General features: G+C 67.3%; 14 protein-coding genes. 13 read left to right on the top strand and 1 reads right to left on the bottom strand.

Features of this window, described 5'->3' with window-relative positions; translation table 11 throughout:
- The first annotated feature begins 81 nt into the window (after positions 1-81).
- The 6 genes from QGN31_RS14590 to QGN31_RS14565 all read left to right on the top strand — a co-directional run bounded on the left by QGN31_RS14590 (position 82) and on the right by QGN31_RS14565 (position 6,293).
- Positions 82-1,053 (top strand): sigma-70 family RNA polymerase sigma factor, encoded by a 972-nt coding sequence (locus QGN31_RS14590; RefSeq protein WP_014941870.1) that lies wholly within the window; start codon positions 82-84, stop codon positions 1,051-1,053.
- A 12-nt stretch (positions 1,054-1,065) separates the two neighbouring features.
- Positions 1,066-2,391, top strand: a complete 1,326-nt coding sequence (locus QGN31_RS14585; protein ID WP_009956372.1) for an ABC transporter substrate-binding protein — start codon at positions 1,066-1,068, stop codon at positions 2,389-2,391.
- On the top strand, positions 2,388-3,359 hold the full coding sequence (locus tag QGN31_RS14580; protein WP_326544623.1) for a carbohydrate ABC transporter permease: 972 nt from the start codon (positions 2,388-2,390) through the stop codon (positions 3,357-3,359). Before QGN31_RS14585 ends, QGN31_RS14580 begins: the two co-directional genes overlap by 4 nt.
- A gap of 34 nt (positions 3,360-3,393) precedes the next feature.
- A complete protein-coding gene (locus QGN31_RS14575) occupies positions 3,394-4,188 on the top strand; it encodes a carbohydrate ABC transporter permease (RefSeq protein ID WP_014384650.1) in 795 nt (264 codons plus the stop codon).
- 2 nt (positions 4,189-4,190) lie between these two features.
- Positions 4,191-5,261, top strand: a complete 1,071-nt coding sequence (locus QGN31_RS14570; protein WP_014941871.1) for an ABC transporter ATP-binding protein — start codon at positions 4,191-4,193, stop codon at positions 5,259-5,261.
- Positions 5,262-5,327: 66 nt separating this feature from the next.
- Positions 5,328-6,293 (top strand): patatin-like phospholipase family protein, encoded by a 966-nt coding sequence (locus QGN31_RS14565; RefSeq protein WP_043954831.1) that lies wholly within the window; start codon positions 5,328-5,330, stop codon positions 6,291-6,293.
- A 21-nt stretch (positions 6,294-6,314) separates the two neighbouring features.
- On the opposite strand, the gene QGN31_RS14560 is transcribed toward QGN31_RS14565, so the two are convergent.
- Complete coding sequence (locus QGN31_RS14560) at positions 6,315-6,602, bottom strand: DUF3349 domain-containing protein (protein WP_009956367.1); 288 nt, start codon at positions 6,600-6,602, stop codon at positions 6,315-6,317.
- 224 nt (positions 6,603-6,826) lie between these two features.
- Between QGN31_RS14560 and QGN31_RS14555 the strand changes: the two genes are divergently transcribed.
- From QGN31_RS14555 to QGN31_RS14525, 7 genes are all read left to right on the top strand, one after another.
- Entirely contained in the window at positions 6,827-7,660 is an 834-nt protein-coding gene (locus QGN31_RS14555; RefSeq protein WP_014382497.1) for a DUF3097 family protein, read from the top strand.
- An 85-nt stretch (positions 7,661-7,745) separates the two neighbouring features.
- The gene (gene efeU, locus QGN31_RS14550) at positions 7,746-9,314 is read left to right on the top strand and encodes an iron uptake transporter permease EfeU (RefSeq protein ID WP_014384653.1); all 1,569 of its coding nucleotides are present in this window, start codon (positions 7,746-7,748) and stop codon (positions 9,312-9,314) included.
- A 164-nt stretch (positions 9,315-9,478) separates the two neighbouring features.
- Positions 9,479-10,561, top strand: a complete 1,083-nt coding sequence (efeO, locus tag QGN31_RS14545; protein WP_014941873.1) for an iron uptake system protein EfeO — start codon at positions 9,479-9,481, stop codon at positions 10,559-10,561.
- Positions 10,562-10,563: 2 nt separating this feature from the next.
- Positions 10,564-11,880 carry an iron uptake transporter deferrochelatase/peroxidase subunit gene (gene efeB, locus QGN31_RS14540; protein ID WP_014941874.1) on the top strand — a complete coding sequence of 439 codons (1,317 nt, stop codon included), beginning with the start codon at positions 10,564-10,566 and terminating at the stop codon, positions 11,878-11,880.
- Between the two features lie 163 nt (positions 11,881-12,043).
- On the top strand, positions 12,044-12,568 hold the full coding sequence (locus QGN31_RS14535; RefSeq protein WP_014384655.1) for an OsmC family protein: 525 nt from the start codon (positions 12,044-12,046) through the stop codon (positions 12,566-12,568).
- A gap of 24 nt (positions 12,569-12,592) precedes the next feature.
- Positions 12,593-13,078, top strand: a complete 486-nt coding sequence (gene cynS / locus QGN31_RS14530) for a cyanase (protein WP_014380078.1) — start codon at positions 12,593-12,595, stop codon at positions 13,076-13,078.
- A complete protein-coding gene (locus QGN31_RS14525; protein ID WP_014384656.1) occupies positions 13,075-14,142 on the top strand; it encodes an acyl-CoA dehydrogenase family protein in 1,068 nt (355 codons plus the stop codon). Before cynS ends, QGN31_RS14525 begins: the two co-directional genes overlap by 4 nt.
- Position 14,143 lies beyond the last annotated feature (1 nt).

Here is a 14,143-nt window from a genome sequence, read left to right as displayed (position 1 = left end):
ATGGTGTTGGTCTCCTTCGCAACAGGAAGTCCAGTGGATGCGGTCATCTCCTTGACGATTCCCGTGCAGAAAAGGTGACCCATGGGCGCAACAACGGATTTGGTGGCTCTCGCGGAGCGTTTCGACGCGGATCGGCGGCACCTGCGATCGGTCGCGTTCCAGCTGCTGGGTTCGGTGGCCGACGCGGACGACGCGGTGCAGTCGGCGTGGCTGAAGGCCAGCCGCGCGGACTTTCGGGCCGTCGACAACCTCTCCGGTTGGTTCACGACGATCACCGCGCGCGAGGCGCTGGACCAGCTGCGGGCGCGCAAGCGCCGCGCCGAGCAACCCCTCGCCGAACCCGACGAGCTGGACCGGCTGGCCGAGGCGGCGTCGGCGCCTGCCGACGAGGACGCGCTGCTGGCGGAGTCGGTGAGCAGCGCCCTGCTCGTCGTGCTCGACCGCCTCTCACCGGCACAGCGCGTCGCTTTCGTGCTGCACGACGTGTTCGCCATGTCGTTCGAGACGATCGCCGAGTTGTTGCATCGGTCGCCGGACGCGGCGAAGAAACTCGCCAGCCGGGCCCGCGGCCGGCTGCAGGCCGCCCCGGCCGCCCAGCCCCGCAGCACGGCCGGTCACCTCGAGGTGGTGGAGGCGTTCCTGGCGGCCTCCCGCGGTGGCGACATCGCCAGCCTGCTCGAGCTGCTCGCACCCGACGTCGTGCGCACGGTTGACCGCTCCCTGGTCCCCGCGGACGTGCCCACCACGGTGCGCGGCGCCCGGCAGGTCGCCGAGGAGACCCGCCGCTTCGCCCGGCGGGCGCGCGCCGGCGCTGTCATGCTCATCGACGGGGCACCGGGCATCGTGATCGCCACCCATGGGCGCGCTCAGGTCCTGCTGGTGATCGGCATCGGAGCCGACGACCGCATCCACACGATCGACATCACCGGCGATGCCGAGCGCATCCGCCGGGCGGCGCTTACGCTGCCGGCCAGGCCGATCCAGGAACATCACAAGCTCGTCGGGTACCAAGGACGTCAGATACAACCGGCCAGCGGCCGGGAACGGGGCTAGACCGGGAGAGCCATGCTCGACAAGCCGTTCGGACGGCGCAGCCTGCTGCGGGGCGCCGGCGCGCTGTCCGCCGTCGCGCTGGCACCGTGGTCCGCCGGCTGCGCTCCCGACGACGACGCGCTGACCTTCTTCTTCGCGGCCAATCCGGACGAGCGTGAGGCGAGGATGCGCATCATCGACGAGTTCGCGCGCCGCCATCCCGACATCAAGGTGCGTGCGGTGCTGTCCGGGCCGGGCGTCATGCAACAGCTTTCGACGTTCTGTGTCGGCGGCAAATGCCCCGACGTGCTGATGACGTGGGAACTGTCCTACGCCGAACTCGCCGACCGCGGTGTGCTGCTGGATCTGAATCCTCTGTTGGCGCGGGACAAAGCGTTCGCCCAGCAGCTCAAGGCGGACAGCATCCCGGCGCTGTATGAGACGTTTGCGTTCAACGGAAGCCAGTTCGCCCTTCCCGAACAATGGTCGGGAAACTACCTGTTCTACAACAAGCGGCTGTTCGCCGACGCTGGGGTGCCCGCCCCGCCCACCACGTGGCAACGGCCTTGGGATTTCAGCGGATTCCTGGACACCGCCCGCGCGCTGACCAAGCGCGACACCTCCGGGCGGGCGGCGCAGTATGGCTTCGTCAACACCTGGGTGTCGACCTACTCGGCGGGACTGTTCGCGATGAACAACGGCGTCCCCTGGTCCAACCCGCGGCTGAATCCGACCCACCTCAATTTCGATGATGCCGCCTTCCAGGAGGCGGTGCAGTTCTACGCCGACCTGGCCAACGAACACCGGGTCGCGCCCAATGCATCGGAGACGCAGTCGATGTCCACCCCCAACCTGTTCGCGGTGGGGCGGGCGGCGATCGCGCTGGGCGGGCACTGGCGCTACCAGACCTACCTTCGCGCCGAGGACCTCGATTTCGATGTCGCGCCGTTGCCGGTCGGCCCGGCGCTCGCCAACGGGCGTGCGGCGTGTTCGGACATCGGCGCCACCGGGCTGGGCATCTCGTCGACCAGTCCACGCAAGGAGCAGGCCTGGGAGTTCGTGAAATTCGCGACGGGTCCGGTCGGCCAGGCGCTGATCGGTGAATCCTGCCTGTTCGTTCCCGTGCTGCGGTCGGCGCTCAATTCGGAAGGATTCGCCAACGCCCATCGGCGGATCGGCAATCTCAGCGTGCTCACCGAGGGCCCGGCGTATTCGCAGGGTCTGCCGATCACCCCGGCCTGGGAGAAGGTGAACGCGTTGATCGACCGCAACTTTGGCCCCGTCCTGCGCGGACGCCAACCGGCGACGTCCTTGGCCGGCCTGTCCCGCTCCGTCGACGAAGTGCTGCGCAGCCCATGACCGCGATTCATTCGGGTGGCGCGGCCGCCGCCCCTGCGCCGAAGGCGGGCGCAACGGCCCCGGAAAACCCGAGCCCATGGCGCCGCCACGCGTGGGCGGGCCGGCTGTTCGTCGCTCCCAACTTGGTGGCCGTCGCCGTGTTCATGCTCTTTCCGCTGGGCTTCTCGCTGTACATGAGCTTTCAGCGGTGGGACGTGTTCACACCGCCGAAATTCGTGGGGCTGAAGAACTTCGGGGAGCTGTTCACCGCGGATCCGCTGTTCCTGATCGCGATCCGCAACACGGTGATCTTCACCCTGGGGACGGTGGTGCCCACGGTCGTCATCAGTTTGGTTGTCGCAGGTGTGCTGAACCAGAAGGCCAGGGGCATCGGCATTTTCCGCACCATTGTCTTCCTCCCATTGGCCATCTCGCCGGTGGTCATGGCGGTGGTGTGGCAGTTCGTTTTCAACACCGACAACGGCTTGCTGAACATCATGCTCGGCTGGGTGGGGCTCGGCCCCGTCCCATGGTTGGTCGAGCCCCACTGGGCCATGGTCTCGCTGTGCATCGTCAGCGTGTGGCGCAGTGTACCGTTCGCCGCCGTCGTCTTGTTGGCCGCGATGCAGGGCGTCCCGGGGACGGTGTACGAGGCGGCCAAAATCGACGGAGCAAGCGAGATAAGGCAATTCGTCTCGATCACGGTGCCGTTGATCCGGGGATCGATCTCTTTTGTGGTCATCATCTCGGTGATCCACGCCTTTCAGGCGTTCGACATGGTCTACGTCCTCACCGGCGCCAACGGCGGACCGGAATCGGCGACCTACGTCCTGGGCATCATGCTGTTCCAGCACGCGTTTTCGTTCCTCGAGTTCGGATACGCGTCCGCGCTGGCGTGGGTGATGTTCGCCGTCCTGCTGGTGCTGACCGTGGTGCAGTTGAAAGTGAGCCATCGACGTTCTTTGGAGACTTCGCGTGGGCTTAAGTGAGGGGGTCATCAGGCGCACCGCGTTGCGCGGCGGCATGGTCTATGCCGCGCTGCTCGGCATCGCCTGGTGCGCGCTGTTCCCGATCGCGTGGGCGGTGTCGGGCTCGCTGAAAACCGAGGGCGAGGTCAGCGAGCCCACCCTGCTGCCGGCGCACCCGCGGTGGTCCAACTACACCGAAGTGTTCGCGCTGCTGCCGTTCGGGCGGATGTTCTTCAACACCGTGCTGTACGCGGGGTGCGTCACCGCGGGGCACGTGTTCTTTTGCTCGCTGGCCGGATATGCGTTCGCGCGACTGGATTTCCGCGGCCGCGACGCGCTGTTTGTGGTGTATTTGGGGACGTTGATGGTGCCGTTGACGGTGACGGTGATCCCGCAGTTCCTCGTCATGCGGACCCTGGGATGGGTCGACACTCCGTGGGCAATGATCGTGCCGGGCTTCTTCGGTAGCGCGTTCGGCACGTACCTGATGCGGCAATTCTTCCGGACCCTACCGACCGATCTGGAGGAGGCGGCGATACTCGACGGTTGTTCGCCATGGCAGGTCTATTGGCGCATCCTGCTGCCCCACGCCCGGCCGGCGGTCATGGTGCTCGCGGTGCTCACCTGGGTCAACGTCTGGAACGATTTTCTCTGGCCCTTGTTGATGATTCAGCGCAACAGCCTGGCCACGCTGACGCTGGGGCTGGTCCGGATGAAGGGTGAATACGTTGCCCGGTGGCCGGTCCTGATGGCAACCTCGATACTCATCATGCTGCCGTTGGTCGTCATCTACGCGTTCGCGCAACGCTCGTTTGTCCGCGGCATCGCGGTCACCGGGATGGGTGGCTGATCGTGGCCTCGGTGAGCTTCGAGCAGGCGACGCGGCGCTATCCCGGAGCGGATCGCCCGGCGCTGGACAACCTGGATCTCGTTGTCGGCGACGGCGAGTTCGTCGTTCTGGTGGGGCCATCCGGATGCGGCAAGACCACCTCGCTGCGGATGGTGGCCGGGCTGGAAACCGTGGACTCCGGACGCATTCGGATCGGTGACCGGGACGTCACCCGTGTCGATCCCAAGAACCGCGACGTCGCGATGGTCTTTCAGAACTATGCGCTCTACCCGCACATGACGGTGGCCGAAAACATGGGCTTTGCCATGAAGATCGCCAAAACCCCGAAGGCGCAGATCCGTGAACGGGTGTTGGACGCGGCGAAATTGCTTGACCTGCAACCGTTTCTCGATCGCAAACCGAAGGACCTGTCCGGCGGCCAGCGTCAGCGAGTGGCGATGGGGCGCGCGATCGTGCGCCGGCCGCAGGTGTTCCTGATGGACGAACCGCTGTCCAATCTCGATGCGAAACTGCGGGTGCAGACCCGCAACCAGATCGCCGCATTGCAACGGCGGCTGGGTACGACGACCGTCTACGTCACCCACGATCAGGTCGAGGCGATGACCATGGGTGACCGCGTCGCCGTGCTGCGCGACGGCGTGCTGCAGCAGTTCGCCCCGCCCCGGGAGCTCTACCGAAACCCGGCCAACGTCTTTGTGGCGGGTTTCATCGGGTCGCCGGCAATGAATTTGTTCACCCTGCCGCTTGTGGATTCCGCCGTGTCGCTTGGTGATTGGCCCGTCGCGGTGCCGCGGGAGATCGCCGGTGCCGCGGGGGAGGTCGTCGTCGGGGTCCGTCCCGAACACTTCGAGGTGGGCGGCCTCGGTGTCGAAATGGAGGTCGACGTGGTGGAAGAACTGGGTGCGGACGCCTACCTGTACGGGCGAATCACCGGCTCCGGCAAGGTAATCGATGCGCCGATCGTGGCGCGCGCCGACGGACGCAATCCACCGGCAAGGGGCAGCAGGGTGCGCCTGCGCCCGGAGCCGGGACACGTGCATTTCTTCGGCGTGGATGGTCGCCGACTGTGTTGATCGTGCTCGCGGTTTTCGGCGTGCCGCGCCGGGACAGCCCCGCCCGGTCCGGCTAGGCTGGTGGCAGTGAGTGACGTGCGTGCCGACCTGGTGTGCGAAGGCGGCGGTGTCCGGGGGATCGGACTGGTGGGAGCGGTGGACGCGCTCGACCAGGCCGGGTACCGGTTTCCCCGGGTCGCGGGAAGCAGCGCGGGCGCGATCGTCGCCTCGCTGGTGGCCGCCCTGCAGGTCGCCGGTGAGCCGATCAGCCGGTTGGCCGACATGATGCGCTCCATCGATTACCGGAAGTTCCTCGACCGCAACCTGATCGGGCGGGTTCCACTGATCGGCGGCGCCCTGTCCCTGCTGACGTCGGACGGTGTGTATCGGGGGGCCTATCTCGAGCAGCTGCTCGCCGGGCTGCTCGGTGATCTGGGCGTGCGGACGTTTGGCGACCTGCGCACCGGCGAACAGCCCGAACAGTTCGCGTGGTCCCTGGTGGTGACGGCCAGCGACCTGTCACGGCGCCGGCTGGTGCGAATCCCCTGGGACCTCAGCACGTATGGCATCGACCCCGATGACTTTTCGGTCGCGCGCGCGGTGCACGCGTCGTCGGCCATCCCGTACGTGTTCGAACCGGTTCGGGTCGCCGGCGCCACATGGGTGGACGGCGGATTGCTGTCGGACTTTCCGGTGCAGTTGTTTGACCGGCCGGATGGCCAACCACGGTGGCCCACATTCGGAATCCGGCTGTCGGCACGTCCCGGCATCCCGCCCACGCATCCCGTCCACGGCCCGGTGTCGTTGGGGCTCGCCGCGATAGAGACGCTGGTGAGTAACCAGGACAACGCCTACATTGACGATCCCTGCACCGTCCGGCGCACCGTCTTCGTGGCCGCCGACGAAGTCAGCCCGATCGACTTCGACATCACCGTGCAGCAGCGTGAGGCCCTCTACCAACGAGGATTGCAAGCGGGCCAACAGTTTCTGCAGACCTGGAACTACGCCGACTATCTCGCCGCGTGCGGCGGCCCGGTGCCTAAATCAACATGAGGGCGCTGAATTCGGACGTGGCTACCCGCGCGAGCATCGCATCACATGAACGCGACGCTGGACACGCTCGACGTCCTCGGGTGTCGGCAGCTGGTTGGTGATCCGGGTGATCTCCACCCCGATGTCGATCGGGTTGGTCGGCCAGACGCGACGCGCGATGAGATCGCTTGCGATGGCGCTGATGTCGTGGCCGCAGAGTCGTCGGCGCGTCAGGGCCACCAACGGCACGTGACCGGGGGCCGGCATGCCGGTAGGGTAGCCGGCCCGCACAAACGCGACAATGCTTGTCACCCAATGCGACAAGTCCATACGTCCACCTCGCTAACCGCCGCAAGTTGCGCATGAGCGGCAGTGCTTGCCTTAGCTAGCAACGTACCATCGCCGACGCGATCAGCCAGGTAACGCCACACAGTTAAACGCAGGTTTTTGCGGCGTGCCCGCGCTGGTGCGCCGAGAGTGATCTTGCCGACTATCGCCACACCCCCTGGCGCGCCGTAACACTGTTTGGCCGCAAGGCTTTCTAGGATTGCCGCGTGGTGGATCGTTATGGGACCGATGTGCTGGCCGCGGGGCGACGCAAGCCGCGGTCGACCGAACACCCGGCCGACCTGGGCCTGGTTGTCGAGGACGTCGAATCCGGCTACGTGGGCGCGGTGGTGCGCGTCGAATACGGTCGGGTGGATCTGGAAGACCGGCGAGGTCATGTGCGCGGCTTTCCTTTGGGCCCTGGGTATTTGCTCGAAGGCCGGCCCGTCATCCTCACCGCGCCGCGACGGGCGGCGCCCGCCGCCGCGACCAGGACGGCGTCGGGTTCGGTCGCGGTGCCCGGTGCCCGGGCACGGGTCGCCCGCGCCAGCCGAATCTATGTCGAGGGCCGTCACGACGCCGAACTCATCGCGCAGGTGTGGGGCGAGGACTTGAAGATCGAAGGTGTCGTCGTCGAGCAACTCGGCGGCGTCGACGATTTGGTGGACATCGTCGCCGAGTTCGCTCCCGGGCCGGGGCGCCGTCTCGGAGTGCTCGTCGACCACCTTGTCACCGGCTCCAAGGAAGCCCGCATCGCCGACGCGGTGCGGCGGGGCCCGGGTGGCGCCGACACCCTCGTCGTCGGTCACCCGTACGTCGACATCTGGCAGGCCGTGAAGCCGCAACGGCTGGGGCTGGCCGCCTGGCCGGACGTGCCGCGGCAGGTGGACTGGAAACACGGCGCGTGCCAGGCGCTACGCCTGCCGCACGCCGATCAGGCCGACATCGCCCGGGCGTGGCGGCATATCCGTTCGCGGGTACGCGACTGGAACGATCTCGAGCCGGCGCTGATCAGTCGGGTCGAGGAACTCATCGACTTCGTGACGCATCCGGCCCGCTGACCTCGGCGCCCGAACGGCCAGGCCGCCAGGGGCCTTTCGGGTCGGCTACGCTAAGCCGCAGATCGGCGGGACAGAAACAGGGCGCATGCAGGGCGTATTCGGCGTATTTGTAGGCACGTTCCTCATCGGCCTCCGCGAAGGCCTCGAGGCTTCGCTCATCGTGAGCATCGTCGCCGCCTTCCTCAAGCGCAACGGCCAGACGATCCGGCCGATGTTCGCCGGCGTGGCGGTGGCCGTGGTGCTCAGCGTCGCGGTGGGTGTCGGCCTCGACCTGTTCGCCGCGAGCCTGCCGCAGGTCCAGCAAGAGATGATGGAAACCGTCATCAACGCCATCGCCGTGGTGTTCGTGACGTCGATGATCATCTGGATGAACGGCAACGCCGCGCAGCTCAAGGGCGAACTCGAGCGCGACGCCGGGCGGGCGGTCCATCGTGGCGGCGCGCTGGCGCTGGCCGCGATGGCGTTTCTCGCCGTCCTCAAGGAGGGCTTCGAGACGTCGGTGTTCCTGCTGGCCGCCGCCGAGACGTCGCACGGCAACCGGTGGTTCGCCCTGCTCGGCGGCGCCGCGGGCATCGCGACGGCGATCGGGCTCGGCGTGGGCCTGTACTTCGGTGGCGTGCGACTCAACCTCGGCCGATTCTTCCGGGTGACCGGGGTGTTCTTGGTGCTGATCGCCGCCGGGCTGGTGGTGGGCGGCCTGCGCACCGCACACGAGGCGGGCTGGGTAAGCATCGGCCAGCAGCAGGTGCTCGACCTGTCCGGGTGGATACCGAGCAATTCCGTCCTGGGCGCGGTGACCGCCGGCGTATTCGGCATCCCCGCCGACCCGCGCCTGATCGAGGTGCTGGGCTGGCTGCTGTATACCGTGCCAGTGCTCATCGTGTTCCTGTGGCCCGCCGGCGTCGCCGCCGCCCCGCGAGCCCGGAGCCGGCTGCTGGCGACCGCCTCGACGCTGCTGCTCGTCGCGGCGGCGGGGCTGGCGATCATGGCGCCCGCCGGTGGCTCGTCGCCGAACGCGCGGCCGCGCACCGTCACCGACCGTTCGGGCCACACCGCCGCGGTGTCGATGGGGACCGGGCCGCACGGACGCGAGCTGACCGTGGCCCCCGCGGGCGCCGCGACCGTCCACAGCGTCGTGCTCGTCCCGGCGGACCACCAAACCGTGGACGGCGTGCCCGTACAGGTATGGCAGGCTTCCGAGGCCGCCGGTGCCGACGGTGCGCCGGACGTCACGCTGGATCAGTTGCTGAGCATGACGGGGGGTCGGCTGCCCGTCGGTCTCGGGGTCGGCCGCACTCCAGGGCCGTTTCAGGGTCAATGGTCGACGACCACGGTGTACACCGTGCTCGCCCGGGGTGATGTCGTGGTAAGTGCGCAAGCGACGAGCAACCGCACGGCGATCTTGACCGGCGGCGGGCTGACCGGCGCCAAGACCGTCAGTCTGGGCGGGCTGGCGACCGACTGGTCCACGTCCTGCGCCGAAGACCACTCGACCGCGGCCGAGATCGCCACCAGCGGACGCAATCGCGCGGACCGGCAGCTCTGGAATGTCTGGCTTCCGTTGGCGCTCGGCGGTTTCGCCCTGCTCTGCGGTCTCGGCGCTATAGCCTCGATGCGGCGCCGGCACGCCGGCAACACGAGAGGGAACGATTGATGGTGAAGCGTACCGCGAGGCACCACATCTTTGAGATGCGTTTGGCAGCAATGGCTTTGGTAGCCGGCATACTGTCGGCTACGACCGGCTGCAGCCACCCGGGCACTAACTCGGGCCCCGCGGCGCAACCGAGGCCGGGTGGCACCAGCGCCGTCAAGGTCACCATGACCAACGACGCCGGCAAGGACGGCTGCGCGCTGGACACCGCCACCGTGCCCGCCGGCCCGGTGACCTTCACGGTGGCCAACGCGAACGCCCCCGGGATCAACGAAGTCGAGTTGCTCAGGGACCAGCGGATTATCGGCGAGAAGGAGAACCTTGCGCCGGGCCTGGACCCGGTGTCGTTCACCGTCACACTGGACGGCGGCGCCTACCAGCTCTATTGCCCGGGGGCGAGCACCGAATACCAGACCCTGACGGTGACGGGTACCGCGCCGGCGACGCCGACGGGCACCGTGGCCAGCATCCTCAGCCAGGGCACCAAGGACTATGCGGCCTACGTCGTCAATCAGATCGCCCAACTCAACGACGGCGTGAAGGTCCTCGACGCCGCGGTGCAGTCGGGCGACCTCGACGCCGCGAAGACGTCCTACGCCAAAGCCCGGTTGTTCTGGGAGCGTTCGGAGTCCACCGTCGAGGGCTTCGTGCTGCCAGGCTATGCGGTCGGTGACAATGCCGGCAGCCTCGACTATCTGATCGACATGCGCGAGTCCACCCCGGTCGACGCCAGGGTCGGGTGGAGGGGTTTCCACGCCATCGAGCGTGACCTGTGGCAGGGCGGTGCGATCACCCCCGCAACGAAGGCGTTCAGCACGGAATTGGTCGGCAACGTCGGCAAATTGAACGGCATCATCACCACCCTGACGTATAAACCCGAGGACTTGGCCAACGGCGCCAGCGACCTGATCGAAGAGATCCAGAACACCAAGATCACCGGCGAGGAAGAGGCGTTCAGTCACATTGACCTGATGGACTTTTCGGGCAACATCGAAGGCGCCCAGCAGGCGTACGCGTCGCTGCGCCCGGGCCTGGACAGGATCGACGCCAATCTCGTCAAGCAGATCGATCAGCAGTTTCGCAACGTGCTCGCCACGCTCGACGGGTACCGCGACCCCACCGCCCTGGGCGGCTACCGGACCTACACCCCCGCGCTGAAGGCCAGCGATGCGCCCAAGCTGACCGCGGTCATCCAGCCGCTCCATCAGAGCCTGTCCACCGTCGCCCAAAAAGTCGTCGCGGGCGGCTGATCGTGACCGACGACAGCACCGGTTTGGCCGACGACGGCCCGGACGGCATTGGGGCACAGCCGGACTCGGCAGCGGTGTCGCGCCGGCGCGCGCTCGGCGGCGCCATGCTGGCCGGGCTCGGCGGCGCGGCCCTCGGCGCCGTCGGGGGAGGCCTCGCCGGGCACGCGATGGCGGCCGGACAGCGCGGCGATGACGACGACACCGTCGACCTGCGTCGCAGTTACCCGTTCTACGGGCAGGCGCACCAGGGCGGAATCGACACCCCGCCACAGCGTTACGCCATGTTCATGTCGTTCTCCCTGGCCGCCGGCGCCGGCCGCGCCGAGCTGCAAACCCTCTTGGCGCGATGGTCGGCCGCGGCCGCAATCCTGCAGCAGGGGAAGCCGGTCGGTACCGTGCAGCCGCAGGTCGATGTGCAGCCACCCGCCGACACGGGAGAGGCTTACGGGCTGAGCCCGGCCAGCCTGACCGTCACCATCGGCCTGGGCCCGGCACTGTTCGGTGACCGATTCGGACTGGCCGCGCGACGCCCCACCAAATTCACCGACCTGCCACCGCTCAACGGGGACAACCTCGATCCCCGCCTGCACGGCGGCGACCTGTCCGTGCAGGCGTGCGCCGACGACCCCCAGGTCTGCTACCACGCCGTGCGCAACTTGGCCCGGCTCGGACGCAACATCGTCTCCCCGTTCTGGGCGGTGCTGGGATTCGGCCGCGCCTCAGCAGGGCCGGGCCAGCACACGCCGCGAAACCTGTTGGGATTCAAAGACGGAACCCGCAATGTCGCCACCGATGCCGAATACCACAAATTCGTCTGGGTCGATAACAGCGACCAGCCCTGGATGAACGGCGGGACCTACCAGGTCGTCCGCAAGATCCGAATGCTGCTCGAAACATGGGACGTCGACCGGATCGGCAACCAGCAGAGGATCTTCGGCCGAACCAAGGACGAAGGCGCACCGCTGAGCGGCAAGGCCGAATTCGATACACCCGACTTCACCGCCAAGGGCGCCGACGGCAACCCGCTCATCGATCCGATGTCCCACGTCGGCCTGGCCGCCCGCGAAAACAACGACGGCATCATGATCCGCCGGCGGTCCTACAACTACACGGACGGTCTGGACGCCAACGGCCAACTCAACGCCGGTCTGCTGTTCATCTCCTACCAAAACGATCCGCAAGATTTTATCCGCCTCCAGAACCGCCTGGGCGCCCACGACCTACTCAACGAATACATCCGCCACATCGGATCAGCTATCTTCGCGGTTCCTCCCGCGCCCGCTGAAGGCCACTACATCGGGCAAAGCCTGTTCCGCTGAGCAAACTTCGCCGCGCCGTGACGGCCGCTGAGCGCCGCCGCGTTTCACCCATGTGACGTTTCGTGGCGCGCGGGTAAATCAATCCCACCCGCCGTCACGCATCGGTGCCCGCCAAACACTAATTCCGTGAAACCGCACAATCAGCGAGAAACGGAGAACACCCATGACCGACGCGCTCGTCATCGACGCCGAAGGCCTCGACCGGCTGTCGTGTAACGCCAAGGCCAACCCCGAGACCGGCAAGAAAACGCTCAAGGCCAAGACGGTGTGTGAGACCGGATTTCGCAACATGACCTACGTCCGCGACCTGGCGCCGATGCTGGTGGGGGAGCCGCCCGCGCTGCTCGGTGACGACTCGGCACCCAACCCCTCCGAAACCGCCCTGGCCGCGCTGGGCTCGTGCGTGTCCGTGGGGCTGTTGGCCAACGCCACACATCGTGGCGTGACCCTCACCAAAATCGAGGTCGAGATGGAAGGCGACATCGACATCTCCGCGGTGTGGGGCGTGGGGGACACCCCCGAACGAAAGCGCCTCGGGTTCAGCGCGGTCCGTTGCACGGTGAGCCTCGCCGGCGACGCCGACGAAGCCACGCTCAAGGAGATCCACGACAACGCCATCGCGTGGTCGCCGGTCGTGAACACGTTTCGCAACCCGGTGAGCCTCGAATCGACGCTGCGCGCCGGATAAGCATCGCAACCTCAAACCAGAACCATGGCAAAAACATTGACCAAATCCGACCTTGCCGAGACGATCAGGCTCGCCCGCGTCAAGCACGGACTGAGCTGGGCGAAAATCGCCGAAACCATCGGCAAGGACCCGGCATGGACCGTCGCCGCGCTGCTCGGGCAGCATCCGCTCTCGGCCGGCGACGCCCGGGCGGTGGCATCGCTCCTCGGCCTCGACGAGGAGGCGGTGGCCGTTCTGCAAATGATGCCGCACCGGGGATCCGATGCGACCATAGCGAAAGATCCGACGATCTACCGGTTCCACGAGGCGCTGGCGGTCTACGGTCCGGCGATCAAAGAACTCATCCATGAAGAATTCGGGGACGGCATCATGAGCGCGATCAACTTTCAGCTCAGCGTGCAGCGCCGTCCGCACCCCCAGGGCGACAGAGTCGTCGTCACATTCGACGGCAAGTTCCTCGATTACGCGTGGCAACACTCCGCCGAGCAGGCGCAGGAGGTGGCGAAATGACGGCGACCCTGGATCCCGCGGCCGGCCGGCTGGATGTCGGCCTGTTGGAAGACATTCGGGCCCACGCCGCGGCATTGGACGGCGGCGAGCACCGGTCCCGTCGCAGCTTCACGGCGCTGGGGGAGGCCGGTCTGCTCGGCATCGGCGCCCCGGCCAACGCCGACGGCCGGCTCCCGGCGATGGCCGAGGTGATCCGGTTGATCTCGGGGACGTGCATGAGCACAGGCTTTTCGCTGTGGGCCCATCGCATGGCGGTCGAGTATTTGCTGACGGCCGCAACACCGTTCGGCGCGGCCGCCGCCGACCGGCTGCTTTCGGGAACCGTGCTGGGAGTCACCGGCATGGCCGCGGCCTTCAAAGAGGCCGCGGGCTGTGGCAGCGTGGAGTTGACCGCCACACCGGTAGCCGGCGGCTACCGGGTGTCCGGCCCGATCAGGTGGGCCAGCAACCTCTACCCCGACTCGACCATGGTGACGGCGGTGCGCACCGATGCCGGCGAGAGATTGATCGTCGCGATGACGTTGGACACACCCGGGGTGCTCCTGGGTGAGCACTTCGAGCTGTTGGCCATGGGGAGCACGGCCTCGTCGTATCTGAACCTGGACGGCGCTCACGTGCCCGACGGCCAGGTGCTGTCGCGCGATTTCGAAGGCTTTTTGCACGCGGTCCGCCCGACTTTCCTTGTGCTGCAGTCGGCGATGTGTCTGGGGCTGGCCAGGGCGGCAATCGACCACGCCAGGCTGGGGCTCGGCGGTGTCAACGCGGTGTTCGGCACCGACGTCGACCGCGTCTGCGAAAGGCTCACCGACGCCGAGGCGACGTTGGCCCACTTGGCCGCCGCGGTGGGCGGCCCCCGGTCGCCGGTCAAGAAGGAGCTGCTGTCGCTGAGGCTCACCGCGGCCGAATTATCCAGCGCCAGCACTGATTTGGAGATGCGAACCGCTGGTGGGAAGGGATATGCGAGCCGGACCTCGGTGAGTCGCCGCTACCGGGAGGCCGCGTTCATCCCCGTCCAGTCGCCGTCCGAGGGCCAGCTGCGCTGGGAGTTGGCCCGATGCGCCTGAG

This window comes from Mycobacterium sp. 2-64, assembly GCF_035918375.1.
Lineage (GTDB): Bacteria > Actinomycetota > Actinomycetes > Mycobacteriales > Mycobacteriaceae > Mycobacterium > Mycobacterium intracellulare.
Note: the sequence above shows the minus strand (reverse complement) of the source record. Positions and strands in the feature narration are given on the sequence as shown.